Raw genomic sequence first — 24,873 nt, forward strand, 5'->3', positions numbered from 1 at the left:
AAATTATTAAATTAGCGAAAAACTCATGCTATGCTACGCAATCTCCTTCTGGTTACCTATCGCAATTTGATCAAAAATAAATCATATACCTTAATTAATGTGGTAGGTAATTAATGTGGTAGGTTTAAGTTTGGGGCTTGCAGCATTCATCTTCATATAATATCTGGGCAGTAAATAATTTACTGCCTGGTGGCAACCATTGTATAAACCCCGGCGTAATCATTTCACCGGCCGGCACACTTTATGAACAATCCGCTATCGAAATTTAAAAATATACTTACAATTGATTTCGATAAAAACAGGAATTATGGGCTGGATATTTTAAGGGCCCTGGCTATCTTTTTTGTGCTTAACGTACATAGCGCACATTTTTTTAATCCAAACTCCATGCTGTCTAAAGTACTTTTGAAGCTTAACCTCGATGGAGTAACGCTCTTTTTCGTGCTCAGCGGATTTTTGATCGGCGGTATTTTGATCAGAACTTTCGAAAAAGAAAAGATCTCCTTTAAAACGCTTTTCAATTTTTGGAAAAGGCGCTGGTTCAGAACGCTTCCCAACTATCTTTTAATATCATTTATACTATTGCTCCTGGGCACGCATTCCAAAACAATAACGGGCTTTGAACAGGTAAAAAGCTACTTTTATTTCTACGCAAATTTTAAAGAGCCCCTGCCCGACTATTTCTTCCCCGAATCATGGTCGCTTAGTATCGAAGAATGGTTTTACCTGCTGATACCGGTTTTCCTGTTTATAATGACGGCTGTTTACTGGTTTAGGCCCAAAGCATCTATCTTGCTAGTCGTGCTGGGGGTAATAGCGTTTTCCACCTGGTTCAGGTATTACAGGTATAGTTGCTGGCCGGATATTGTACCGGAGCAGATTGATGCTAATTTCAGGAAACAGGTGATTACCCGGCTGGATAGTTTGATGTATGGGGTATTAGGAGCTTTTTGTGCCGCCTACTATCCTGAAATATGGAAGCGCTATAAGAAAACGCTTTTTATAACGGGAATTGCCCTATTATATATCGGTTATCTCCAATACATAACAGGGCAATGGGTTCCTATTTATCGTCTGGTAATTTACTTCAGCATTCAACCTATTGGCTTTTTATGCCTGATACCATTGGTAACGGAATTAAAAACCGGCGAGGGGTTTATCTATCGGGTAATAACCCGGTTCAGCATAATCTCATACGCTGTATACCTCATTAACTACTCGCTGATTAAAACTTATGCGATTGGCTTTCTGGATAAATGGCTGTTTAACAACATTTCGCCAGAGCATTTAGCCCCTATTAATTATTTCTCTTTTTGGTTTTTAACTATTGTAATAGCCGCGCTGCTCTATAAGTACTTTGAAAAACCCTTTACAGCACTTCGCGATCTTTAGGGCTTATTTACTTATAAACAGCAAAAATACGCAGGAAACCATTACACAAACCATTAGCATTACCGACCATGTGTTTTGGTTATTTTTGCTCATTTTTTCGAACGCCACATTAAGTTTTTTGAAGCGCCCATTATTCAGCAGAATGAAATAATTTAACAGCAAAGCACCTGCCGCACCCAGCAACATGTAAATACCTGATGTAGCATTTACGCTAAACCACCTTGCATTTAAACAAAGCTGCGCCACCATAAGCAAATTAGTAAGCAAAATAATCATCAGGAAACTTACGCCAAACAGCGAGTTGAACTTAGGTAAACCACCTTGTCCAAAATTTTTGTAGCTCCATCTGTAAGCAGTTACATAAACGGATTTTGAGATTTCTGCGGCTTTCATAGCGTTATGGTTTTAAGGTTAATAGTTAAATAATTACCGTAGTAATTATATGTTATTTTGTTAATAACGCAATGTGCCAAATTTTATTGTGAATATTTAACAAATAGTTGTTTTTTCACACTTTTAAAATATTGGTAATAAATACCTTTGTCCGTTTTAAAATTTCCTGCGGAGTGGTTTAATTATTGACTTTTTTACAGCTAACTCATTTTATCTCTATCGATGCATGGCTTCAGATTACTTAGCTACTACATCAAATGATGCCAGCAGGTTAACATCCGGGTCAATAACTACCGATTCAGGTTTTGTTTTTGATGGCAGAAGCACGGTTGTCGTTTTATTTTTTATGCTGATGTTGTGCAACTGGCCATCAATTGCTATCTGCAGGGTAAGGTCATATAGGCCGGTTTGCTTTTGATCCACAGTTACATTAACCACGGCTTTTGCCGCATCGTATGTCCAGCTGATTCCCAGATCAGGATGGCCGGCAGTACGGAGCCATTGCTTAAAGAACACTTTCAAATCCTGACCGCTGGTTTGCTCCATTATACGGCGCAGATCATCTGTATTGGCATTGCCGCCGTTGTATTTAGCATAGTAGTTACTTACCCCTTTCCAAAACAATGCATCGCCCAGTTTTCGCCTGAGCATATGAAGCGCCCAACCCCCTTTTTGATAGCTGTTGGCATTAAGTAATTGCATGTACTGGCCTTTAACCACGGTGTCAACAACAGGTGTAAACCGCTCTTTTTCAAAACCGATAACCTTTTCCCGTTCGGCTGTAAGGCGTTTTTTCAGCGTGTCTGGGCCATATTTATTTTCGAGGTATAGGTGCGTCATATAGGTAGCAAAGCCCTCGCTCAACCATAGGTGTGCAAAACTTTTCTCGCTTGCTGCATCGCCAAACCACTGGTGGGCTATTTCATGGGCCATCAGTTCTTCAATATCCGGCGTTTTGTATGATTCTTCGAAGTAAAAGATAGCGCTTGCATTCTCCATGCCGCCAAATATGGTTTTTGATTGCACATTGGCCAGTTTTTCATATGCAAAAGGCCCAACCTTGCTGATATAAAAAGGTAGGATATCCTTGGCAATAAAATAGTTTTTGAAGCCCTGGTCTTTATTTTCAGGAAATACATATGTATAAACCGGGATGCCTTTAACGTCGCCGGTGTGTTCAATGGCAAAATCGGCTACACCTATAACCATTACTTTGGTTGGCAATACCGCGTTTTCCTGCCAGTGGGTAAGTTTTAAATGGTTAGGCTGCGCCATTTCCTCCAGCTTTAGCCCGTTTGAAACCACTTGGTAATGATCGGGCGCGGTAACAATGAAGTCTACAGTTGCTTTATCTACCGGAGCATCAACACAAGGCAGCCAGTTATGGGCGCGATTGGGCCAGTTATCCCCAAAAAAAGTACGGTGTTTATAGTTATTGGTAGATATAATCAACCCATCGGCGGGTATGCCCTCATAAGTGATCACATAGCTGCGCCTGTTGGTTGCTCTTGCTGCATCGTAGATCTTTACTGTTGCGCTATCCTGCTCAAACTTAAGCTTCTTGCCTTTCTCGGTAATTTCGGATACCAGCATCCCCTTGTCCGAGGCATTCCTTTTTACCAGGTCGAGGTTAAAGGATGTGGCATCCTTTATAAATTTAATATCTACCGTCGCCTGTCCTTTAATATTATTATTATCATCGTTAAGCTGCAAAGCAAATGTGTAATGCTGAACATCAATTGATGCGCCGGGAACCTGTGCCTTTGCAGCTAATGCAGCCGAAACCAGGGCAACTGTTAATGCCTTGCGGATAGATGGGGTAAAAATCATACGAAACAGATAAAAAGTAAAGTTTATAAAAATACCGGGATTTACGCCTTTTTGCATCATTATTTTTATAATCTATCACTAAAAAGGAAGGCCCCGGTAAATTATCAGGGGCTTACTTTTTAAACCCCTTTTACTGCTTATCCTTATCCGCTTTATCTGCCTTATCTTTTGTGGCTTTATCTTTGTCTTTTTGTTGCTGCTCCTGTACCTTTTTAATAGAATCCTGTTTGGCCTGGGCGGCTTTTTTCTTTTTGTTGAAGAAGCCCCTCAGCAGGAAGTTATGCTGCGCTGCCGTCAGGTCCTCATTAAGGGTGTTGGTAGTGGCGTGTACCGTTTTCATGGTGGTTTGTGCCTGTTTCACGGTACTTTCCAAGTTTTTGGCCATATTATCGTTATTGAGTAAACGACCGATACTACCCTTGCCGTTGTTGATCTTCCCAACAATTTGCGACAGATCGGTGGTTAATGATTCGGCGTTATCCGCAACTTTGGTGAGCTTAGTAATTATCTTATCTACATCAACCGGGTTAATAGAGCCTAAGCGGCCTCCATTTTGAATTTCTTCATGGCTGGTTATACCACCTGGGGCAACTACAACCAGTTTATCGCCCATCAATCCATCGCTGCCTATACTTAATTTTGAATCGGTTTTGATGAATTTTTTTACGCTGTTATTCAACGTAAGATCAACCCTTACTGAGCTATCGGTTACTATGTTGATGGATTGTACCACGCCAACATTGATACCTGCAAAGCGCACGTTATTACCTACCTGCAAGCCACTTACGTTTTTAAAGGTACCGTAAACGTTAAAGGTAGAGCTGAACATGCTTTTTTGATTCCCGATAAAAAATATCGCCAGCACCAATACCACTAACCCGGCAAAGGTGAACAGACCAATCTTTATTTTTTGTGATGATGTGGTTTTCATATTATTCGTTAAAAAATGATCTTACAATTTCGTTATCAGACTTTTGCAGCTCTTTGAAAGTGCCTTCTGCTATATATTCACCCTCGTTCATTACAACAATACGGTCGGCGGTTATGCGGGCGCACTCCATATCGTGGGTAATTATGATGGATGATGTTTTATATTTCTTTTGCATATTGAGGATCAGTTCGCTGATCTCGCGCGACGTAATGGGGTCTAAACCTGTTGTCGGCTCATCGTAAAGCATAATCTCCGGGTTAACAATAAGCGTTCGTGCCAGGCCAACACGCTTGCGCATACCTCCGGAAAGATCTGACGGTAATTTGTCGATCGCATCTAACAACCCTACCCCGTCCAGCACCTCTTCTACTTTCTTGCCGATTTCTGATTGATCGGTAAGTTTGAGAACGCGGGTTAATGGAAACTCCAGGTTTTCGCGAACGGTCATGCTATCATACAGTGCCCCGCTCTGAAAAAGGAACCCTATTTTAATCCGGAGCTGTTTCAGCTCATCGTCATTCATTTCGGCTACGTTTTCACCAAAAACATCAAGGGTGCCTTCATCGGGTTTAAGCAGGCCAACAACACATTGTATGGTAACCGATTTTCCCTGGCCCGATTTGCCCAAAACCACCATGTTTTCGCCCCGTTTAAGATCGAAAGTGATATTTTTAAGCACTTTTTTATCACCAAACGCTTTTTTTACGCCCTGGGCATGAATCACCACCTCATCCTTTTGTGCAGATGCTTTCTTTTTAGGTTCGATATGTTCTTTTGCAACTGCCATCTTATTTATAAAATAATAAACTGGTGATCTGAACAGCTATGGCATCAATAAAAAAGATCCATAAAGAAGCTGTTACCACTGCCGAGTTTGCGGCGATACCAACACTTTCTGTTCCTTTATTGGAGTTGTAGCCCTTATAACATCCCACAAAACCTATCGCGAAGCCAAAAAATACTGACTTAACTACCGCCGGTAAAAAATCCGAGAAATCAAGGGAAGCAATACACTTATTAAAGTAGAGGGAAAAGCTGATGCTGTCTGTAAAATTAAGGGCCAGGAAGCCGCCAAACAGGCCTATAGCATCGCCTATAATACATAGCAGCGGCACCATGAGGCTGGTGGCTAAAATGCGCGTAACAACCAAGTATTGAAGCGGATTGGCACCCGATACCTCCATGGCGTCGATCTGCTCGGTAACCTTCATGCTGCCCAACTCGGCACCTATGCTGGAGGCTATTTTACCGGCACAAATAATGGCAGTAATAACCGGCCCAATTTCACGGATAAAGGATACCGCAAGCGTTTTAGGCAGCATGCTTGCCGCACCAAGTTCAACCAATGATGGCCGCAGCTGCAGGATAAGCACCAGGCCCATGATAAAGGAGGTGATACCCACCAGCATCATGGACCGATAGCCTATTTCGTAACACTGCCGCACAAACTCCGACCACTCGAAGCCGCCGGCAAATATATTTCTGAAAAACCGGGCAAAGAAAACGCATTGCTCCCCAATGCCCAGCATCCACTTCCGCCATCCGGTGATTACTTGTTCTGCCATTTTTTATAGGATAATAAATTCGAGAGATACAACAATGTATCTTCAAAATGTTTTGCAGTTCAAGAAAAATCACCTTAAGGATCGGCTTGCAGGTTTATATCATTGGTACATCAATGATCAGGAAACGGGTAAGTTCTTCGGTTTCAATTGTAAATGAACTGGTATCATAAACACCAATGGCATCGCGTTTGTTTAAAACCGTGCTGTTTATTTTAGCTTTTCCGTCCAAAACAAAGATATAAGCACCATTACCAGCAGTTTTAATGTCATAATTTAACGGCTGTCCTGCTTCAAAGGTACCCATGCTAAAGGTAGCGTCCTGATGCAGCCAAAGGTTTCCCTCGCTTCTATCCGGCGATACCAGGGTGGTAAGATCATTTAATTTAAAATCGTTAGTAAAGCTTTTCTGATCGTACCGTGGGGTAACATTCCTTTCCTTCGGGAAAAGCCAGATCTGCAGCGTTTTGGCAGTATCCGTTGCCGAAGCATTGTATTCGGAGTGATAAACGCCTGTTCCTGCCGACATTACCTGTACATCGCCGGCATTAATAACGCCTTTATTACCCATGTTGTCCTGATGCTCTAAACCGCCCTCTAATGGAATGGTCACTATCTCCATATTATCATGTGGGTGTGATCCAAAACCCTTGCCGCCTGCTATAATATCGTCATTTAATACCCTTAGCGCACCAAAGTGAATTTTATCGGGGTTATAATATGGGCCAAAGCTAAAAGAGAAGTTTGCTTTTAACCAGCCAATATTGTTTTTGCCACGTTCATTTTCGGGATAAAATATTGTTTTCATGATGATTATCTATTTATATGTTTAAACATACAATATTCATTCCACAATTTAATATTATGTATTTTTGCAAAAAACTAATACCCAATGGCAAATAAAGCTATTATTGCAGGTTCAAGCGGACTAATTGGCAGTAAATTGCTGGACATTTTGTTGCAGGAGAAATTTTATGACGAAGTTTTAATTCTGGTCAGAAAAGAATTACCAATTCAGCATAAAAAATTAACCCAGCTTGTAACAAATTTCGACCAGTTGGACAACTATGCGCATGAATTAACAGGACATGCTGTTTTCTGCTGCTTAGGCACAACCAATGCAAAAACACCGGATAAGGCAATCTATCGTAAGATAGATCATGATTATCCTGTTCAACTGGCGCAATTAGCTCTTAAAAACGGCGTTAAACAGTATCACCTGGTTTCATCATTGGGCGCAAACGTGTCGTCGTCATTTTTTTATCCTAAAATTAAGGGTGAAACCGAGGCCGACCTGCAAGGGTTAAACCTTCCTGCTTTGCATATCTATCGCCCGGCGTTATTAACCGGCGACAGAAAAGAAAAGCGGGCAGGAGAAAAGCTTATAACAGTTATCTATAAACTTATAGATCCGCTGCTGTTTGGCGGATTAAAGAAATACAGGAGTATCCCTGCCGAAACCGTGGCTATGGCCATGTTTAAGCAGTCAACAAAACACAATACGGGCTTGTTTATTTATGAGTCTGATCAAATAAAACAACTATCGTGAGTACTTATCTATCTGCCGAGAACCTTGGCCATCAATTTCATGACAACTGGTTATTTAAAAATATAACCATAGGCATTAACCGCGGCCGCAGGGTGGCATTGGTTGGTGTTAACGGCGCCGGTAAATCTACCTTATTAAAACTTTTAGCCGGTTACATAAAACCAACTGAAGGCAAGGTGGTTCAGGCCCGCGACCTTAACATGGGTTACCTGGAGCAGGACCCCGGCTTTAAGGATGCAGTTACCATCAGCGATTATATTTTTCATGCAGATGATGTGCAGCAGCAGATGATCCGTAAGTATGAAGAACTTTTGGAAAACGACCCGGACAATGCCAAAGCCATTGAAAAGGTAATGGAGGAAATGAGCGAGGTTGACGCCTGGGAATATGAGTACAAAATAAAAACCATTTTAGGCCGCCTGGATATACATCACCTTAATCAGCATATCACTACCCTATCGGGCGGACAAAAGAAACGTTTGGCATTGGCCAAGCTGCTTATTGAAGATCCGGATATTTATATTTTAGATGAGCCTACCAATCACCTGGACATTGATACCATTGAGTGGCTCGAGAAATTATTGACCGATGGCTCAAAAACTATATTGATGGTTACGCACGACAGGTATTTCCTGGATAACGTATGTAACGAGATATTGGAGATAGATCGTGGTAAGATAGTTCCTTATAACGGCAGCTATGGTTATTACCTGGAGAAGAAGGCCGAACGTGATGCATCTGACGAAGCATCGTTTCAAAAGAACAGCAATTTATTACGCAAGGAATTGGAATGGATGCGCCGCCAGCCGCAAGCACGGGGTACCAAATCAAAGGCTCGTATTGATGCTTATTATGATCTGGAAGAAAAAACCAAGAGCGGCGGAATCCGTGAAAAAGTTGAGCTGAGTGTTAAAACGGCGCGTCAGGGTAATAAGATCATGGAAATGGAGCACTTGGGCAAAGGTTTTAATGGCAATACCTATATAGAAAACTTTAGCTACGTATTTAAAAAGGGAGACAGGATTGGTCTTGCCGGTAAAAACGGTACCGGTAAATCAACCCTGCTTAATTTAATTACAGGCTCATTACAACCCGATAAGGGAACCATTGTAAAAGGCGAAACTACCGTGATAGGCTACTTCCATCAATCGGGCATTGTATTTAAGGATGATGAACGTGTAATTGATGTGGTGAAGAATGTGGCCGAGTTTATAACTATGGCTGATGGAAAGATGATCTCGGCATCTGCCCTGCTTACGCTGTTCCTCTTCCCTCCTGCCAAGCAGTATGGTTTTATATCAAAACTTAGTGGTGGCGAAAAGAAACGCCTGCAACTGATGAGCATCCTGATGAAGAACCCTAACTTCCTGATACTGGATGAGCCTACCAATGATTTGGATATTGATACGCTGAATGTATTAGAGGAGTTTTTAACCAATTACTCGGGTATATTAATGATGGTATCGCACGATAGGTATCTATTGGATAAACTAACCGACCAGCTATTTATTATGGAAGGTAACGGCCATGTAAGAATCTATAATGGCAATTACTCATCATACAGGATAGAATTAGAGGAAGCCAAACAAAGCAAAAAAATAGCACCCTCTGTTGCCCCTGTAACGGCCCCTAAAAAAAGCAAGTTAAGCTTTAAGGAAACAAAGGAGTTGGAAACTATTGAGGCCGAAATAACTGTTATAGAAAACAGCATAAAAGATAAAACCGACCAGCTAAATAAGGTTGGCATTGAGCTTGTAAAGCTTAATGAAATTATGGCACAGATAGCTGATCTGAACACTAAACTGGATACTAAAAGTGCCCGTTGGATTGAGTTAACAGAACTAAAAGAAGCATAAATGAAAACATCAGATATCATAGCTTCTACAGGTGTTATTATACTTTTAATAGCATTTATGCTTAATTTGATGGGTAAGCTATCGTCAGAAAGCAAAGTTTATAAACTACTGAATTTTGCAGGCGCAGGCACCTGTTGCTATGCATCATACATGGTAAGTTTTTATCCTTTTGTGGTATTAGAGGCCGTTTGGGGCACTGTTGCATTGGTGTCATTATTCAAAGTTCCACGTGGAACATCAGTATAGGATAGCTAATTTTGTATCTATTCTATATATAATGCCATTGCGAAGAATGAAGCAATCTCATTAAACAAGTCCACTACTTATAAGGAGATTGCCTCGTCCCTCGCAATGATATAGTAAAATAATACACATGTTCCACGTGGAACATGTAATAAATTAAGCGTGATTATATGCTTAATTAAGCAAAATCAATAAGAATATTAAGTGTTCCACGGGGAACATGGAGGTATAAAATGTTTAGGAAATATAACGTTATTGTTGTTGGAGCCGGGCATGCAGGTTGTGAAGCTGCTGCTGCTGCCGCCAACTTGGGATCATCTGTTTTACTGATTACCATGAATATGGGAACCATTGCACAGATGAGTTGTAATCCTGCTATGGGCGGTGTTGCAAAGGGCCAAATTGTGCGTGAAATAGATGCTTTAGGTGGCTATTCGGGGATAATTACCGATAAAACCTCCCTGCAATTTAGGATGCTTAACCTATCAAAAGGCCCCGCCATGTGGAGTCCCAGAGCCCAAAGCGATCGTATGCGCTTTGCCGAAGAATGGCGTTTGGCTTTAGAAAGAACACCTAATGTAGACTTCTGGCAAGACACTGTTTCTTCCCTTTTAGTAAAGGGAAATACGGTCGCGGGCGTACGTACATCTATAGGTATTGAGATAGAAGCCGACTCAGTTGTGCTTACTAATGGAACCTTTCTGAATGGCATTATACATATAGGTGAAAAGAAATTTGGCGGTGGCCGTGCAGGTGAAAAAGCAGCTACCGGCCTTACCGAACAACTAACCCAATTAGGTTTTGATGCAGGCAGAATGAAGACTGGTACCCCTCCCCGTGTTGACGGTCGCAGCCTAAACTATAGCCTGATGGAAGAGCAATGGGGCGATGAAGATCGCGGTCGTTTTTCTTATACCGATGTAAAACAGATAAAGGAACAACGCTGCTGCTGGATAACCTATACCAATACCGATGTACATGAAACATTAAAGGAAGGCTTTGAAAAGTCGCCCATGTTTACAGGTAGAATTAAAGGTTTAGGTCCACGCTATTGCCCATCAATTGAAGACAAGATCAACCGCTTTGCAGAGCGAGAACGTCACCAGATATTTGTTGAACCGGAAGGTTTAAACACCTGCGAGATCTACGTAAATGGTTTCTCGACCTCCCTACCCGAGGATGTACAATACAAAGCGCTTACCAAAATACCTGGATTTGAAACAGCAAAAATGTTCCGCCCGGGCTATGCTATTGAGTACGATTACTTCCCGCCTACTCAGCTTGGCTTAACTTTAGAAACCAAATTGATAAGCAATCTTTACTTTGCCGGCCAGATAAACGGCACCACCGGTTATGAAGAAGCAGCATCCCAAGGCTTCATAGCGGGTATCAACGCACACCAAAAGATTAACGATAAACATGAGCTGATCCTTAAAAGATCGGAATCATACATCGGCGTTCTAATAGACGACCTGGTGACCAAGGGTACCGAAGAGCCCTACCGCATGTTTACTTCAAGAGCCGAACACCGCTTACTCCTGCGCCAGGATAATGCCGATATCAGGTTAAGCCCGATGGGGCATGAATTAGGATTAATCAGTGATGAACGTTTAGAAAAGGTAAACCAGAAGATAAAAAACTCCGATGATATTGTTGCCTATACCAAAAGCAAATCCATCGATCCGTCAAACGTAAACGGCTTACTTGCCGAATTGGGCACGAGCGCGATATCACAGGGAGCCAAATTATTTAATTTATTAAGCCGACCGCAAATTGGTTTTAATGACCTGAAAAAGGCCGATCCAGCCTTGACAGAATTATTATCGGCCTATGATAAAGAAACTATTGAGCAGGCTGAAATAAAAATCAAATATGAGAGTTACTTTATAAAAGAATTGGAAATTGTTGACCGGATGAAGAAAATGGAAGACCGGGAAATAAATCCAAATTTTGATTATCATACATTAGGATCATTATCAAAAGAAGCCCGCGAAAAGTTGATGAAAATAAAACCTCGCACTTTAGGCCAGGCTTCACGAATTTCTGGCGTATCGCCGTCGGATATTTCAGTTTTAATGGTTCATGTATCCAGATAGTATGTAACTAATTGATAACTAATACATTATAAAATATCGTTTTAAATCAATTATTTTAGAATTTTAATATTACCGTTCATAAAAACATAAAAATCGCTTATATCGCCTAAAAACCATGTTAAATAAAAAATTGGCCAATTTTCACAATTTTTCACTCTTAATAATTGTCGCTTTGTTCATTTATGGCTGCGCTGCGCAACAACCACCCCAGGGAGGTCCGCGTGACGTCACCCCTCCTACTTTGGTGAAGGCAGTACCGGCAAACAAAACCAGAAATTTTGCGGCCAAAGAAATCAACATGGAATTTGACGAGTTTATAAAACTCACCAATCAGTACCAGGAAATAAGCATGAGCCCGACGATGGAAAAACAACCGGAGTACTCTTCAAACAAAAGGAAGCTAAGGATTCAGTTTAAAGATACACTGCAAAAAAACACCACCTATGTCATAAACTTCGGCAAGGCCATTCAGGATGTTAACGAAAGCAACGTGATGAAAAATTTCACCTACGTTTTTTCGACGGGCCCGCATATAGATTCATTGAGTATTTCTGGCACCGTTACAAACACCGTTACCCAGGAAAAGGAAAAAGATGTTACGGTGATGCTTTTTCCTGTTAAACAGGATTCACTGCTATTTGGTAAAAAGAAGCCGAGTATTTTTACCACTACAGATTCAGTAGGGAATTTCAGTTTAAACAACTTACATGAAAACGAATACCGGATTTATGCTTTGAAAGAGGCAAGCCCTAATAAGATATTTGATAATGATCAGGAGTTAATAGGTTTCCTTAAAAAATCAATCAATCTTAAATCGGATACCAGTAACGTTAAACTAAACCTTTTTAAATCAGATCCGGATAAATTCAGAATCGCTGAAAAAAGATTTGATATCGATGGTAAAATGCTGTTTGTTTTTAACAAAGGTTTATTAAAACCATCAATTAAAATTATTTATCCGGATGGTATCGACAATCAAAAATATGCGAGCTTTAGTAAAACGAAAGATACCGCGTCTGTTTATGTAAAAAACATGAGTTTCGATTCTATACGGGTTGCTTTTTTTGATAACAGTAAACCAATTGATACTGTATACATCTTAAAGCAAAAGAAGGAGTCGTTTACGCGTGTTATATCTTTTAAATACGATATATCAAATGACAAACTAAAACCTGGCACCGACCTTATAATAACGCCCAACTTACCTACAGAAACGGTTGATAACTCGCAGATAACACTTAATGAAGATTCTGTAGCTGTTAATGATTTCACGCTTCAAAAGGATACGGGTAACGTTAAAACTTTCACCCTAAAAAACAGGTGGCGCGAAAATGTTAAGTACGAACTTATATTTAACGACGGTGCTTTTACTGATATATATGGCGATAAAAATAAAAGAGTTTCTAAAAAATTCACGTTAGATAAAATTGAGAATTATAGTAACCTCACCGTTAAAGTAACTGTGCCCGATACCTCAAAGGCTTATGTTGTAGAACTGTTAACGGCCGACAAGGTGGTGTTGCAAAGTACGCCCATCACTAAAAATACCGCTATCAGCTATAAAAATTACTTAACGGCTAAATACATGATCAGGGTGATATATGATGAAAACCGAAACGGAAAATGGGATAGTGGTAATGTAAAACAAAAACATCAGCCAGAAAATATATGGCTCTACGAAAAACAAATCTCCCTTAGGCCAAATTGGGAAGCCGAAGAACCTGTTACCATACCAAAAGAACCAATTACCTATTAAACCAACCGGAGTACATAATATAGTTATCGGGCAATTTAACGAGCATAGCTTTCTGTTCGTCGGTTAGTGGTTTTATCTTTTTAGCGGGAATGCCGGCATACAGATAACCTGACTCGCAAATGGTATTTTCCAATACTACAGCACCAGCTGCTATGATAACAAATTCGTTCACCACAGCATGATCCATCACAATTGCACCCATACCTACCAGCACATTGTTGTGCAGCGTACAACCATGTACAAGCGCGTTATGACCTATAGAAACATAATTACCTATATTAGTTGGCGCATTTAAGTAGGTAGCATGGATTACTGCTCCATCCTGTATATTGGTATTATCACCAATTTTAATGTAATGCACATCACCTCTAATTACTGCATTAAACCATACCGAACAGTTATTACCCATCACCACATCGCCAACTATGGTAGCATTAGGCGCTATAAAGCAATCATTTCCCCAGACCGGGCTTTTATCTTTTACAGGTAGTATAACAGGCATATATTTTAATTAGTGAGTTAGCGAATTAGTGATGGAACAAATTTTTTATTTATGTTTGAATACAAATTTAAGCGGAAATAGCTCAGCTGGTAGAGCATCAGTTTCCCAAACTGAAGGCCGCGGGTTCGAATCCCGTTTTCCGCTCAAAATTCTATTTCTCTACCACTTGTCATTCTGAGGTACGAAGAATCTACTCGTAGATTTGTATATCTAATAATAGATTCTTCGTACCTCAGAATGACAAAGTACCAGACTCCTAAAACACCGTATCTTCAACCTTTTCCGCATGTACAGGATAATCCGTAGTATAATGAAGTCCTCTGCTCTCTTTGCGTAACATAGCCGATTTTACTACGATAAAAGATACCTGTATTAAATTACGCAACTCGCAAAGCTTTACAGATAGCTTTGTCTTTTTGTAGAAGGATTCCGTTTCTTCATACAACAACCCCAACCTGCGCATAGCCCTTTCCAGCCTGAAATCAGATCGGACAATACCTACATAGTCATTCATCAGCTTTTGCATCTCGCGTACATTGTGGGTAACCAGGATATCTTCATTACTTAACTGTACACCATGCTCATCCCAGTCAGGTATATTTTCAGGAATCACATTTATTTCAAATTGCTTAATAGCATCTTTATAAATACGATGCGCGAAAACCAATGCCTCTAATAACGAATTAGATGCCAACCTATTAGCACCATGTAGACCGGTAGATGAACATTCGCCACAGGCATATAACCTTAATATAGACGATTGGCCAACATGATTTACCATTACACCACCACACATATAATGACACGCCGGCGCAACCGGGATCATATCCTTGGTCATATCAATACCTATCTCCAAACATTTAGCATATATATTAGGAAAATGCTGCAGGATATCTTTTTTACTGCGATGTCTTATATCCAGGTAAACAAAATCCTCCCCCGATTTTTTTATCTCGGCATCAATAGCCCTTGCCGTAATGTCCCTCGGCGCCAGTGATTTACGTGGATCATATTCCTGCATAAATTCTTCTCCATTGGTACGTCTTAGCACGCCGCCAAAACCACGTACAGCTTCAGATATCAGGAAAGACGGATACTCGCCAGGATTATATAAAGCTGTTGGGTGAAACTGAATAAATTCCATATTACGCACTTTACCTTTTGCGCGGTAAACCATCGCTATACCATCGCCAGTAGCAATGGTTGGGTTGGTAGTAATAGAATATATATGCCCGGCACCGCCTGACGCCATCACCGTAACCTTAGATAATATCTTTTCCACAACATTACTTTCGGTATTAAAGGCATAAATGCCATAGCAGGTAATATCAGTACTTGATTTACCAACCAGCTGGCCCAAATGGTGCTGAGTTATCAGATCAACCGCGAAATAATGTGTTAATATTTCAATATTAGGATTCTTGTGTATCTCCTCTAATAATGATCGCTCTATTTCTAACCCGGTTACATCTTTATAATGGAGTACACGAAATTCGGAGTGGCCACCCTCTTTCGCAAGGTCATAAAAGCCTTCATTTGTCTTATCGAAATTGGTTCCGTAATCAATAATTTCATTAATTCTTTCCGGTCCTTCCTTAACAACGGCTTCCACAACTTCGCGGTCGCAAAGGCCATCACCGCTTATTAAGGTGTCTTCAATGTGTTTTTCAAAAGAATCTTCCTTTTTATCCACAACCACGGCAACACCGCCCTGGGCATACTTAGTGTTCGATTCGTCTTCGTTTGATTTTGTAACTATCAGAACCTTACCATGCTTTGCCGCCTTGAGGGCAAAACTTAATCCGGCTATACCCGATCCTACGATCAGGAAATCAACAGTTCTGGTCATATTTTTTATATAAGTTGTGTAAAAGTACTACTTGTGTTAATAAGCCGTACAAAAGATGTTAATTTCGTGTAAACAAATAGCTAATAAATAGTGAAAGCGTTGATAACTCCCATTTGGGTGACAAAAATGAATAATTTTTGAGCGACTTTTGCGTCATTTAAACACTAAAGCTAACATTTTATACCATGCTAAAATATTAACATATAACTTTTACAACAAAAATTTGATTGTCATATAAATCACACAATCAACCTAATACAAAATGAAAAAGTGTGGATAACTGTTAATAAAAAGTAAAAAACAACTTTTACCACAAAACGTATCCCAACTTTTGCACATAACTAACACCTTAACAAGTAATAGTTTTATTTATATAAATAATTAGTTGTTATTAATTGAAATGTTGAAATGAATACCTTCGAAGAAATAAACGTTACCGGATTTGTGGACGAATACATCGACCCAACGCTTGATCTGTTTGATGAGATTGAAAAACTTAAAAAAGAAAAAAATGCAGTTGTTTTGGCCCATTACTACCAGGAACCCGATATTCAGGATATTGCAGATTATATTGGCGACAGCCTTGGATTATCACAACAAGCTGCAAAAACTGATGCCGATATCATTGTTTTTGCAGGGGTACATTTCATGGCCGAAACAGCCAAAATATTATCACCAAACAAAACCGTATTACTGCCCGACTTAAAGGCAGGATGCTCATTAGCAGATAGTTGTCCGCCACATTTGTTTAAAAAATTTAAAGAAAACTATCCCGATCACCTGGTAATAACTTATGTAAATTGTACCGCCGAACTGAAAGCTTTAAGCGATATTGTTTGTACATCAAGCAATGCGGTACAAATTGTAGAAAGCCTGCCAAAGGATCAAAAGATCATCTTCGGACCCGATAAAAACCTTGGTGCATGGGTAGCCAAAAAAACGGGTAGGGATCTGGTGTTATGGAATGGAGCATGTATGGTTCATGAGATTTTTAGTCGCGAAAAGATCACTAAACTAAAAGAAAGGCATCCCGGCGCTAAGCTGTTGGCCCACCCCGAATGTGAGGAAGTGATACTGCAAATGGCCGATTATATTGGCTCGACAACCGGGATATTGAAATATGCTGGCAGTCATGCCGATAAGGAATTTATAGTAGCTACCGAAGCAGGCATTTTACACCAGATGCAAAAAGAAAACCCCGATAAGGTTTTTATACCTGCACCGCCAAATAATAGCTGCGCCTGCAACGACTGTCCGCACATGAAGCGGAATACACTGGAAAAACTGTACCTATGCCTCAAAAATGGTACGCCAGAAATTACCGTACCTGCAGATATTATAGCAAGGGCGGTAAAGCCGATTGAAAGAATGCTGGAAATTTCGGCACAGCTGGGTTTATAACTATAGGGTAAATAATAAAAAAGCTTTGTCATTGCGAGGTACGAAGCAATCATTAAGCTATACAGAGCGGTAAAAGCAACCAATAAATCTTGTCATTCTGAACGTAGTGAAGAATCTATTCTTCAGCTTGTATTGGCGCTAATAAATCCTTCGTGCCTCAGGATGACAAGATGAAAAAGAGATTGTGCTTAGTCTTTCGCAATGACAAAAGGGGCTCTAAAATCTTAAAATTTTTCCGCCTACGGCGGTATTAAAGTATAAAGGTTGCGCCGGTTTCAAGGAGTTTTGTAAACTGGGCGTTAATCTCAAAAAAACTCTCCGCCTTCGGCGGTATAAAGCATAAGGTTACGCAGCAGAAAAAAGTAAAAATAATAAAGGCCCTGCAAAACTTGCAGGGCCTTTATTATTGGATGGGGCGATTGCCTACAAGTTATCTGCCTTGGTTTCAATAGCGTCCTGTACGCTTTGCGGTAGATTAGATAGCAGGTTATAACCCGTTGCTGTTTCAATTGATCGTACGGTAACGCGGTATTGTTTCCAGTCGGTACTGATGGAGTTAATGTTAGGTGTGTTAACCGCGATAACCCTTGTACTGCTTGTTACCCGACTTACATCGCCATTGCCTGCAGGTATTATTACAGCAACTTTCCATACATTGCTTGGTACATTTATATGTCCGTTATCTAAAGTAGTTATGCTGCTAAACGCGCCTTTGGAACCTGTACCGCCGGTGCCGTAGCTACCCATAATAATATAAACCTCGTTGCCTTCAACAACTTGTTCACGCAGATAGCCTTCTAAATTGTTCCAGGTCTGTTGGTTATTTTGTGGAGCCTGTGGTATCATATTAGTCATCAAAAATGTTGCGTCGTTAGCACCTTTTGAACTCGTTCTATCGGCCGACGGGCAGTTGTGGCCTCTGTCAAAACCGTATACGCTGGCCTGGTAGCTGTTGCTCTGTACCTGAAACCATCCGGTAGGTAAACCGCTAAACGCTGCAAAACTATCCTGGCGCGATGCTGCTCCGGTTATATTGGTTGCATCCAGGTGCCAGCTCACCCAGTTTGGTTCGCCTTTGGTGCTGTTGTATGATTCCGTGTAGTACCCCTGGTCAATAAGGTAATTATCCATCATAACTATGGCATTTTCTGCAGCCGAAGGATTACCTAACAGCAGATCGCTGTTATCGCCGCTTGCAGGCGGGGCATCTGTGCCAACGGTAACACCACGCGGGGTTGAAGCCGATCCGCTCTGGTCGCCTCCATCGTCGCCAGAATCGGGTGTGCCAGGGATAATGCCCGGTTCTCCGGTTCCTTTAAAGGTAATATCGTCGATATTTATGCGGGCCGTTCCTGTTTTTTTGATCTGGAAGCGTACTTTTTTGGTGGTAGTAACTTTGAATGAATCGGTTACAAGCACTGTGTTATTTTCGGCAATATCTGCGCCCAGCTGGGTAAAGGTTGTACCGCTATCTGTCGACATAAATAATTGCCAGGTTGATGCAGCGTCGGCCCCATATTTGGCATGTGAAATACTTATTTGTGTAACGCCGCTAATATCAAATTTCATGGTAATATCGCCGGTACGCAGTCGTACGCTTTTAGCACCGTCTTTAACATCTGTAGCTAAACTGCCTACTACGGCGTCGTTAAAGCTCCATACACCGGTAAGTAGCTGAACATCGGCTATAGCATAAGCGCCTTTTGTGCCCGATTCAAATGTTTCTGTAATGGCATAAGGTTTTGGAGTTGGGGTTACCACGGTATCACCAGGCATGTTTGGGTCAATGGAATGGTTGGCTGGCAAATCTTTTTTACAACCGGTAAGCACCAATGTTGCAAACCCCAGATACATAAGTAGTTTTCTTAATTTCATATAAATTTATTTAGATAGGCAAAACTCTGTATTTAATATTAATCGTGTGTTAATAAATTAACGCTATGAGAAATTATAGGCTTATCTATCAAAATATTTACAAAACCCATAATGCATTTATATTAAATGAGATTACCAAAATGTAATGTTTATTTTTGCACTATAAATTTGTGAGATAGCATGTTTGAAAACGAGGAAAGAACCAATTTAGAGGACTTAGGCGAATTTGGGCTGATAAGTCATTTAACTAAAAATATAAAATTGGGGCAGCCCAGTACAATAAAAGGCGTGGGAGATGACGCGGCAGTATTGGATTTTACCGGCAAAAAAGTGCTGATCAGCACCGATATGCTGTTGGAAGGTATTCATTTTGATCTGGCTTATACACCACTGAAGCATTTAGGATATAAAGCAATCCAGGTAAACCTGAGTGATATTTATGCTATGAATGGTATAGCCTCGCAGGTTACCGTTTCAATAGGCATGTCGAGCAAGTTTCCTTTGGAAGCTATTGAAGAATTGTATGAAGGCATTTACATTGCCTGCGAAAAATATAATGTGGATTTGATAGGCGGCGATACCACATCATCAAAACAAGGTTTGGTGATCAGTGTAACCTCTATTGGCTATGCAGATGAGGCCGATGTTGTTTACCGCAACGGTGCCGGCGAAGGCGACCTGATATGTGTATCTGGTGATCTGGGCGGCGCTTACGTGGGCTTGCAACTATTGGAACGTGAAAAACTGGTTTATCTCGAAAATCCCAACATTCAGCCCGATCTGGAAGGCAAAGATTACATAGTTGAGCGACAGCTAAAACCCGAAGCCCGCCGCGATATTGTGGAATTGTTGAAAAGCATAGCTGTGAAACCAACAGCGATGATTGACGTATCCGACGGTTTGGCATCGGAGATTCTGCACATCTGCAAGCAAAGCGACAAGGGCTGTAATTTGTACGAAGAGAAGATTCCCCTTGACCCTATGACCTACGAAACAGCCCGTGAGTTTAACCTTGATCCAACAGTGTGCGCCCTGAGTGGCGGCGAGGACTATGAGCTTCTGTTCACCGTTAAACAAGCCGACTATGACAAGATTAAGTTTAAAATGGACATCACCATCATTGGTCACATAACCGAACCCTCAGCAGGCTGTAACCTTATAACTACGTCAGGCAATTCGCACCCATTAAAAGCGCAAGGGTGGAATGCGTTTAAGAATGAGGAGTAAGGGCTTGAATGTTCATAGAAAATAAAAGCAGGGTCATGCCGAACTTGTTTCGGCATCCCACATGCAAGGTTTGCGTGATGCTCAACTAAGTTTACATTATGCTTTATAAGCAAGGTCACGTTTATATAATGTCTAACAAATATCGCACTACATTTTACATCGGTGTAACCAGCGATTTACGTACACGCGTTTGGCAACATATAAATGGCGAGGGTTCAATATTTGTAAAAAAAATATAATCTTCACGATCTTATTTACTATGAATACTTCGAAAGAATTACAGACGCCATTGACCGGGAAAAGCAATTGAAAAGATGGCACAAGGATTGGAAAATTAATTTAATAAAGACAGTAAATCCAGATATGCGGTCTTTAAATACTGAAGTGGAGAATTGGTAGCTGGATACCTTTCCTGTGAGATGCCGAAACAAGTTCGGCATGACTTGACATTGTTGATTTGCCGGCCCTTACTCCTCTCCCAAAAACTTCTGATCTATTTGCTTATCTGCCTTGGCACCTAATTTTTTAATCTTCTCGGCAGTGGTTGTTAAGTTCCCGCGGCCATCTGATAGTTTATTTAAGGCGCTGTTGTAGGCTGTTTGTGTTTGATGGATACCGCGGCTGATGCCATCCATATCGCCCAGGAAACCAACGAATTTATCGTACATATCACCGCTAAGGCGGGCAATTTCCAATACGTTTCGGTTTTGGCGTTCCTGTTTCCACATGCTGGCGATGGTACGCAGTGTGGCCAGCAAGGTAGACGGACTAACTATCACTACTTTTTTATCCCAGGCATAGTTAAACAGCTCGCCATCCAACTGTACTGCAATACTAAACGATGACTCGATGGGTACAAAAAGCAGCACAAAGTCTGGCGAGTTGATCTTGTAGAGGTCGTGATATTTTTTGGAAGAGAGGCCGCTGATGTGGCCCCGGATGGATTCGACATGGGCCTTGGCAAATAGCTTGCGGTCTTCCTCTGTATCGGCATTCACCAGGCGCTCATAGGCAATCAGCGAAACTTTAGAATCTATTACCAAATGTTTTTCATCGGGCAGGTCGATAATAACATCGGGCTGGTAGCGGGTGCCATCCGTTGCCTGCATTGCGGCCTGGATACGGTATTCCTGATCTTTAACCAACCCTGAGCGCTCCAGCACCCGCTCCAAAATAACTTCGCCCCAGTTACCTTGTTTTTTGTTATCGCCTTTAAGTGCTTTAGTGAGGTTTTGGGCCTCGTCACTGATCTGTTTATTCAGATCCATCAGCTGGGTAATAACGCCTTTAAGGGTATTGCGTTCAGCAGCTTCCATATTGTAAACCTTTTCTACCTTGTCCTCAAAAGCTTTTAGGTTTTCCTTTAGCGGGTTGAGGATCATATCCAGGTTATTGCGGTTTACGTCAATAAACTCTTTTGATTTTTCTTTCAGCAGCTTTTCGGCCACATTTTCAAATTCCCGCTGAAACTGTGTGCGTATCTGTTCTATCTCCACCTTTTGCTCCTGCATTTTTTCCTGCTGCGATTTATAGTACGATCGCGCGCTTTCCAAAGATTGGTTTGCCTGCGCCAGTAAAGCCCGTTCCTGGAAAAGCTCATCAAGTATCCTATCCTTATCTTCTTTCAAAAAGCGGGTGATGCTATCTTTTTCGTTTAATAATCCGATGGCCCTTTCCTCGGCTTTGACTAAGGAAACTTTAAGCAGGTCATTATCGGCACGCAGGCGGTTTAAGTCATCAACCGAAATAATATCAGTAGCCGTCGGTTTTTTTACGAACAGAAATAATGCAATAAGCAGAATTATAATTGATACGATTATTAAAACTTCGCCCGTCATTTTGATAAAAATATTAGCAAAACTAAAGTAATATATTTAGTAATTGAAAAATTAAGGTCGATTTATTTTGGAGCAAACCCATCTGAAAATAATATTAAAAAATTAACAAATGGGTGTAACCTGTTTTAAAACAGTGTTGTCATAAACTACAAATACACCAATAGTGGTGAATGCAAAAAAAATTAACGTATTTTTAAACATAAGTATCATGGAAACCGCACAATTAGGAATATTAGCAGGCATCACCATATCAGTAAGCTTTTTCGCTATGATTTTTGGAGTTTTTTACCTGTACAAACGCGAAAAAATGGCAATGATTGAACGTGGTATGGACCCTCGCAGTTATAAACCACAATCGGCCCCGTATCAAAACTTAAAATGGGGATTGCTGCTGGGGGGCTCGGGTATCGGGTTATTCCTTGCTTTTATTTTAGACCACTTAGCCTTCAATAATATAATTATCGGCGATGGCATATTTTTCTTATACCTGTCGCTGATTGCCATATTTGGCGGATGCGGGTTATTCCTTTCTTATCGGATAGAAAAAAAGGAAGTATTAGATAAAGACGATCACACCATACAGAAATAAAAACTGTAAGTATAAAAAGGAAAAGGCCGGTTTTAACCGGCCTTTTCCTTTTAACTAATTCCGTAGCGCTCCTTAAATATATTATAATGGTGCAATTCGTGGCCGGCCAGCATATAAACAAAGGCCCTAACGGTAAAACGGGCATTGCTGGCAATGCCTTCGCGCATCAGCTGCGCGTCGTTAAAGCCTTTGATCATATAAATATTAGATTGTCTTAGTGTTTTAAACTCGGCCGCCAGATCCTTAATACTCCGGTTGTTAAAATCGGCATTAGCTACGTATATGTCCTGGTCAAAGCCAGGCAGTTCAATGTTATTACGGGAAAATACCATGGCACGATAAGCAAAAGTGCGTTCGGTGTCAATCATATGGCCTACGGCCTCTTTAACCGTCCACTTGTCGGGTGCATAGGCGTATGCGGCTTGGGTTTCAGATAAGCTGCTGAATAAATCATAACTGCGGTTCATGGATTGTTCCAGTAGTTCTATAACATTTTCGTTTGGTACCTGCCCTATGTAGCCCGCAGCAAACGGCGAATATTCGTCAGGATTTGGCCTTTTTATCATCGCGCGTATTTTTTAATATGATCCTGAAAGTTGTTCCCTTACCCACTTCAGAATCTTTTACAAAGATTTGTCCGTTGTGGTAATTCTCAATCATCCTTTTGGTTAATGATAAGCCAAGTCCCCAGCCGCGTTTGCGTGTGGTGTATCCGGGCTGAAAAACGGTATCGAATTTAGAGCGGGGAATTCCTTTTCCTGTATCTGTAATATCAATAAAAACCTGGTTCTTGAGTTTATTTCCGCTTATTTCTACTTTTATACTGCCCTTGCCATCAATAGCATTAACCGCGTTTTTAAGTAGGTTTTCAATAACCCAATCAAACAACGGAACGTTTAACCCGGCTTTTAAATGCGGGTTGCCACCCATTTCAAACCCTATGTTTTTACTTACACGCACCCTAAAATAATCAACAAAATCTTTCACTACGGCATAAACGGCATGTTCTTCCAGCACCGGTTTCGAGCCGATCTTAGAAAAACGGTCGGCCACTATTTCCAGGCGTTTTACATCGTTTTCCATTTCGGCCACCAGCACATCATCCTCGGCATTAAACTTTTCCTTCATCAGCTCAATCCACGCCATAAGCGATGATATCGGCGTGCCCAACTGGTGAGCGGTTTCCTTAGCTAACCCAACCCAAACCTGGTCCTGCTCGGATTTTCGCGACGAGCTGAAGGCGGTGTAGGCCATCAGCAGAAATATAGCGATAACGGTAAGCTGAATATAGGGGAACAGGCGCAGCTGCGTAAGCAAAGGGGAGTCTTTATAATAAACCTTCCAGGGTGCACCCAGTACCATAAGTCTTATGGGTTCGTGCTGGTTTTTCATATAGGCCAGTTCCGATTTAAAATATTCAGGATCGTATTTTTTCTTATTGCCGTCTGAGGGTAAGTTGATGAACGTTTTAGTGGTATCCAGCCCTCGCGAAAGAATAACGTCGCCTTTTTCGTCTACAATAATAGCGGGTACAGTTAAGCTATCGCGAACAGAGGTGGTAAACTGTAAAAAATCGTTATCGTCTGAATTGAACAGCTGCCGCATACTCATTGCCCAAACCTGCGCTCGGGTACGTTCAGAGTGGGCAATGTTTTTCACCAGGTAGCTGGTATATAATAACGAGCCGCTGGCTATAACAACCGCGAATGAAAGCAGTAAATACTTCCACCTTTTTTTTTGCTGGTATGGGTTCATGCTGGCCAAGACCTCAAATAACGTAAAATTATTTCAAATGTGCGGATTACAGATTTCAGATTTCAAATGTGCAGAAATAACTCTGTAGGGCTTTGACGTTTTAGATGTGTTGGTAAAAATGACATGTATATTGATCGGAAATGGTTGACCATATTTTTTAAGCCAACGTATTTTCAAATCATATTATCCTCATATTATCTGCACATCTGAAATCTGCACACCTGCACAT

Annotated in this window: 22 protein-coding genes and 1 tRNA gene; 11 read left to right on the forward strand and 12 right to left on the reverse strand. The window is 41.0% G+C overall.

Going from position 1 to position 24,873, the window contains the following annotated elements; all coding sequences use genetic code 11:
- Nucleotides 1-243: 243 nt before the first annotated feature.
- Entirely contained in the window at nucleotides 244-1,392 is a 1,149-nt protein-coding gene (locus BLS59_RS18450; protein ID WP_091151318.1) for an acyltransferase family protein, read from the forward strand.
- A gap of 3 nt (nucleotides 1,393-1,395) precedes the next feature.
- Here the strand turns inward: BLS59_RS18450 and BLS59_RS18455 are convergent, their stop codons facing one another.
- From BLS59_RS18455 to BLS59_RS18480, 6 genes are all read right to left on the reverse strand, one after another.
- Entirely contained in the window at nucleotides 1,396-1,785 is a 390-nt protein-coding gene (locus tag BLS59_RS18455) for a hypothetical protein (RefSeq protein ID WP_091151320.1), read from the reverse strand.
- Between the two features lie 237 nt (nucleotides 1,786-2,022).
- On the reverse strand, nucleotides 2,023-3,675 hold the full coding sequence (locus BLS59_RS18460) for a M1 family metallopeptidase (RefSeq protein WP_240315275.1): 1,653 nt from the start codon (nucleotides 3,673-3,675) through the stop codon (nucleotides 2,023-2,025).
- 70 nt (nucleotides 3,676-3,745) lie between these two features.
- On the reverse strand, nucleotides 3,746-4,546 hold the full coding sequence (locus BLS59_RS18465) for an MlaD family protein (protein ID WP_091151322.1): 801 nt from the start codon (nucleotides 4,544-4,546) through the stop codon (nucleotides 3,746-3,748).
- A gap of 1 nt (nucleotide 4,547) precedes the next feature.
- Complete coding sequence (locus tag BLS59_RS18470; RefSeq protein WP_091151324.1) at nucleotides 4,548-5,333, reverse strand: ABC transporter ATP-binding protein; 786 nt, start codon at nucleotides 5,331-5,333, stop codon at nucleotides 4,548-4,550.
- A 1-nt stretch (nucleotide 5,334) separates the two neighbouring features.
- Nucleotides 5,335-6,111 carry an MlaE family ABC transporter permease gene (locus tag BLS59_RS18475; RefSeq protein WP_091151326.1) on the reverse strand — a complete coding sequence of 259 codons (777 nt, stop codon included), beginning with the start codon at nucleotides 6,109-6,111 and terminating at the stop codon, nucleotides 5,335-5,337.
- Nucleotides 6,112-6,205: 94 nt separating this feature from the next.
- Nucleotides 6,206-6,916, reverse strand: coding sequence for a pirin family protein (locus tag BLS59_RS18480; protein WP_091151328.1), 711 nt, complete (start codon nucleotides 6,914-6,916; stop codon nucleotides 6,206-6,208).
- A gap of 84 nt (nucleotides 6,917-7,000) precedes the next feature.
- Here BLS59_RS18480 and BLS59_RS18485 point away from each other — a divergent pair, with 84 nt between their 5' ends.
- The 5 genes from BLS59_RS18485 to BLS59_RS18505 all read left to right on the forward strand — a co-directional run bounded on the left by BLS59_RS18485 (nucleotide 7,001) and on the right by BLS59_RS18505 (nucleotide 13,608).
- The gene (locus BLS59_RS18485; RefSeq protein ID WP_091151330.1) at nucleotides 7,001-7,657 is read left to right on the forward strand and encodes an oxidoreductase; all 657 of its coding nucleotides are present in this window, start codon (nucleotides 7,001-7,003) and stop codon (nucleotides 7,655-7,657) included.
- Nucleotides 7,654-9,513: an ABC-F family ATP-binding cassette domain-containing protein gene (locus tag BLS59_RS18490; protein WP_091151332.1), complete on the forward strand. Its 1,860-nt coding sequence runs from the start codon at nucleotides 7,654-7,656 to the stop codon at nucleotides 9,511-9,513. Before BLS59_RS18485 ends, BLS59_RS18490 begins: the two co-directional genes overlap by 4 nt.
- Entirely contained in the window at nucleotides 9,514-9,759 is a 246-nt protein-coding gene (locus tag BLS59_RS18495; RefSeq protein ID WP_091151334.1) for a CBU_0592 family membrane protein, read from the forward strand.
- Nucleotides 9,760-9,989: 230 nt separating this feature from the next.
- Entirely contained in the window at nucleotides 9,990-11,852 is a 1,863-nt protein-coding gene (gene mnmG / locus BLS59_RS18500; protein WP_091151336.1) for a tRNA uridine-5-carboxymethylaminomethyl(34) synthesis enzyme MnmG, read from the forward strand.
- Nucleotides 11,853-11,967: 115 nt separating this feature from the next.
- Entirely contained in the window at nucleotides 11,968-13,608 is a 1,641-nt protein-coding gene (locus BLS59_RS18505; protein ID WP_091151338.1) for an Ig-like domain-containing domain, read from the forward strand.
- Here the strand turns inward: BLS59_RS18505 and BLS59_RS18510 are convergent.
- Nucleotides 13,598-14,110, reverse strand: coding sequence for a gamma carbonic anhydrase family protein (locus tag BLS59_RS18510; RefSeq protein WP_091151339.1), 513 nt, complete (start codon nucleotides 14,108-14,110; stop codon nucleotides 13,598-13,600). The two genes, BLS59_RS18505 and BLS59_RS18510, sit on opposite strands and share 11 nt — an antisense overlap.
- 71 nt (nucleotides 14,111-14,181) lie before the next feature.
- Here BLS59_RS18510 and BLS59_RS18515 point away from each other — a divergent pair.
- Nucleotides 14,182-14,254 (forward strand) — tRNA-Gly (locus BLS59_RS18515).
- A 112-nt stretch (nucleotides 14,255-14,366) separates the two neighbouring features.
- Here the strand turns inward: BLS59_RS18515 and nadB are convergent.
- On the reverse strand, nucleotides 14,367-15,959 hold the full coding sequence (gene nadB, locus BLS59_RS18520) for an L-aspartate oxidase (RefSeq protein WP_091151341.1): 1,593 nt from the start codon (nucleotides 15,957-15,959) through the stop codon (nucleotides 14,367-14,369).
- A gap of 408 nt (nucleotides 15,960-16,367) precedes the next feature.
- Here nadB and nadA point away from each other — a divergent pair, with 408 nt between their 5' ends.
- On the forward strand, nucleotides 16,368-17,360 hold the full coding sequence (gene nadA / locus BLS59_RS18525; protein ID WP_091151343.1) for a quinolinate synthase NadA: 993 nt from the start codon (nucleotides 16,368-16,370) through the stop codon (nucleotides 17,358-17,360).
- A 423-nt stretch (nucleotides 17,361-17,783) separates the two neighbouring features.
- Here the strand turns inward: nadA and BLS59_RS18530 are convergent, their stop codons facing one another.
- Entirely contained in the window at nucleotides 17,784-19,235 is a 1,452-nt protein-coding gene (locus tag BLS59_RS18530) for a DNA/RNA non-specific endonuclease (protein WP_240315276.1), read from the reverse strand.
- 180 nt (nucleotides 19,236-19,415) lie between these two features.
- Here BLS59_RS18530 and thiL point away from each other — a divergent pair, with 180 nt between their 5' ends.
- Both thiL and BLS59_RS32300 read left to right on the forward strand, forming a co-directional pair.
- Nucleotides 19,416-20,462: a thiamine-phosphate kinase gene (thiL, locus tag BLS59_RS18535; protein ID WP_091151346.1), complete on the forward strand. Its 1,047-nt coding sequence runs from the start codon at nucleotides 19,416-19,418 to the stop codon at nucleotides 20,460-20,462.
- A 128-nt stretch (nucleotides 20,463-20,590) separates the two neighbouring features.
- The gene (locus tag BLS59_RS32300) at nucleotides 20,591-20,701 is read left to right on the forward strand and encodes a GIY-YIG nuclease family protein (RefSeq protein ID WP_240315277.1); all 111 of its coding nucleotides are present in this window, start codon (nucleotides 20,591-20,593) and stop codon (nucleotides 20,699-20,701) included.
- 228 nt (nucleotides 20,702-20,929) lie between these two features.
- Here BLS59_RS32300 and BLS59_RS18545 read toward each other — a convergent pair whose 3' ends face one another.
- The gene (locus BLS59_RS18545; RefSeq protein ID WP_091151348.1) at nucleotides 20,930-22,300 is read right to left on the reverse strand and encodes a DNA recombination protein RmuC; all 1,371 of its coding nucleotides are present in this window, start codon (nucleotides 22,298-22,300) and stop codon (nucleotides 20,930-20,932) included.
- Between the two features lie 208 nt (nucleotides 22,301-22,508).
- Between BLS59_RS18545 and BLS59_RS18550 the strand changes: the two genes are divergently transcribed.
- On the forward strand, nucleotides 22,509-22,889 hold the full coding sequence (locus tag BLS59_RS18550; protein ID WP_143014166.1) for a DUF6249 domain-containing protein: 381 nt from the start codon (nucleotides 22,509-22,511) through the stop codon (nucleotides 22,887-22,889).
- A 50-nt stretch (nucleotides 22,890-22,939) separates the two neighbouring features.
- Here the strand turns inward: BLS59_RS18550 and BLS59_RS18555 are convergent, their stop codons facing one another.
- Nucleotides 22,940-23,455, reverse strand: a complete 516-nt coding sequence (locus tag BLS59_RS18555; RefSeq protein ID WP_091151352.1) for a DinB family protein — start codon at nucleotides 23,453-23,455, stop codon at nucleotides 22,940-22,942.
- Nucleotides 23,433-24,644 carry a sensor histidine kinase gene (locus tag BLS59_RS18560; RefSeq protein WP_091151354.1) on the reverse strand — a complete coding sequence of 404 codons (1,212 nt, stop codon included), beginning with the start codon at nucleotides 24,642-24,644 and terminating at the stop codon, nucleotides 23,433-23,435. Before BLS59_RS18560 ends, BLS59_RS18555 begins: the two co-directional genes overlap by 23 nt.
- Between the last annotated feature and the right edge of the window lie 229 nt (nucleotides 24,645-24,873).

The sequence above is a fragment of the Mucilaginibacter pineti genome (genome assembly GCF_900101875.1).
Classification (GTDB): Bacteria; Bacteroidota; Bacteroidia; order Sphingobacteriales; family Sphingobacteriaceae; genus Mucilaginibacter; species Mucilaginibacter pineti.

Bases quoted from the DNA above. Each gene is read 5' to 3' on its own strand.
- BLS59_RS18450 (WP_091151318.1), top strand. From the start codon at position 244: ATGAACAATCCGCTATCGAAATTTAAAAATATACTTACAATTGATTTC.
- BLS59_RS18455 (WP_091151320.1), bottom strand. From the start codon at position 1,785: ATGAAAGCCGCAGAAATCTCAAAATCCGTTTATGTAACTGCTTACAGA.
- BLS59_RS18460 (WP_240315275.1), bottom strand. From the start codon at position 3,675: ATGATGCAAAAAGGCGTAAATCCCGGTATTTTTATAAACTTTACTTTT.
- BLS59_RS18465 (WP_091151322.1), bottom strand. From the start codon at position 4,546: ATGAAAACCACATCATCACAAAAAATAAAGATTGGTCTGTTCACCTTT.
- BLS59_RS18470 (WP_091151324.1), bottom strand. From the start codon at position 5,333: ATGGCAGTTGCAAAAGAACATATCGAACCTAAAAAGAAAGCATCTGCA.
- BLS59_RS18475 (WP_091151326.1), bottom strand. From the start codon at position 6,111: ATGGCAGAACAAGTAATCACCGGATGGCGGAAGTGGATGCTGGGCATT.
- BLS59_RS18480 (WP_091151328.1), bottom strand. From the start codon at position 6,916: ATGAAAACAATATTTTATCCCGAAAATGAACGTGGCAAAAACAATATT.
- BLS59_RS18485 (WP_091151330.1), top strand. From the start codon at position 7,001: ATGGCAAATAAAGCTATTATTGCAGGTTCAAGCGGACTAATTGGCAGT.
- BLS59_RS18495 (WP_091151334.1), top strand. From the start codon at position 9,514: ATGAAAACATCAGATATCATAGCTTCTACAGGTGTTATTATACTTTTA.
- mnmG (WP_091151336.1), top strand. From the start codon at position 9,990: ATGTTTAGGAAATATAACGTTATTGTTGTTGGAGCCGGGCATGCAGGT.
- BLS59_RS18505 (WP_091151338.1), top strand. From the start codon at position 11,968: ATGTTAAATAAAAAATTGGCCAATTTTCACAATTTTTCACTCTTAATA.
- BLS59_RS18510 (WP_091151339.1), bottom strand. From the start codon at position 14,110: ATGCCTGTTATACTACCTGTAAAAGATAAAAGCCCGGTCTGGGGAAAT.
- nadB (WP_091151341.1), bottom strand. From the start codon at position 15,959: ATGACCAGAACTGTTGATTTCCTGATCGTAGGATCGGGTATAGCCGGA.
- nadA (WP_091151343.1), top strand. From the start codon at position 16,368: ATGAATACCTTCGAAGAAATAAACGTTACCGGATTTGTGGACGAATAC.
- BLS59_RS18530 (WP_240315276.1), bottom strand. From the start codon at position 19,235: ATGAAATTAAGAAAACTACTTATGTATCTGGGGTTTGCAACATTGGTG.
- thiL (WP_091151346.1), top strand. From the start codon at position 19,416: ATGTTTGAAAACGAGGAAAGAACCAATTTAGAGGACTTAGGCGAATTT.
- BLS59_RS32300 (WP_240315277.1), top strand. From the start codon at position 20,591: ATGTCTAACAAATATCGCACTACATTTTACATCGGTGTAACCAGCGAT.
- BLS59_RS18545 (WP_091151348.1), bottom strand. From the start codon at position 22,300: ATGACGGGCGAAGTTTTAATAATCGTATCAATTATAATTCTGCTTATT.
- BLS59_RS18550 (WP_143014166.1), top strand. From the start codon at position 22,509: ATGGAAACCGCACAATTAGGAATATTAGCAGGCATCACCATATCAGTA.
- BLS59_RS18555 (WP_091151352.1), bottom strand. From the start codon at position 23,455: ATGATAAAAAGGCCAAATCCTGACGAATATTCGCCGTTTGCTGCGGGC.
- BLS59_RS18560 (WP_091151354.1), bottom strand. From the start codon at position 24,644: ATGAACCCATACCAGCAAAAAAAAAGGTGGAAGTATTTACTGCTTTCA.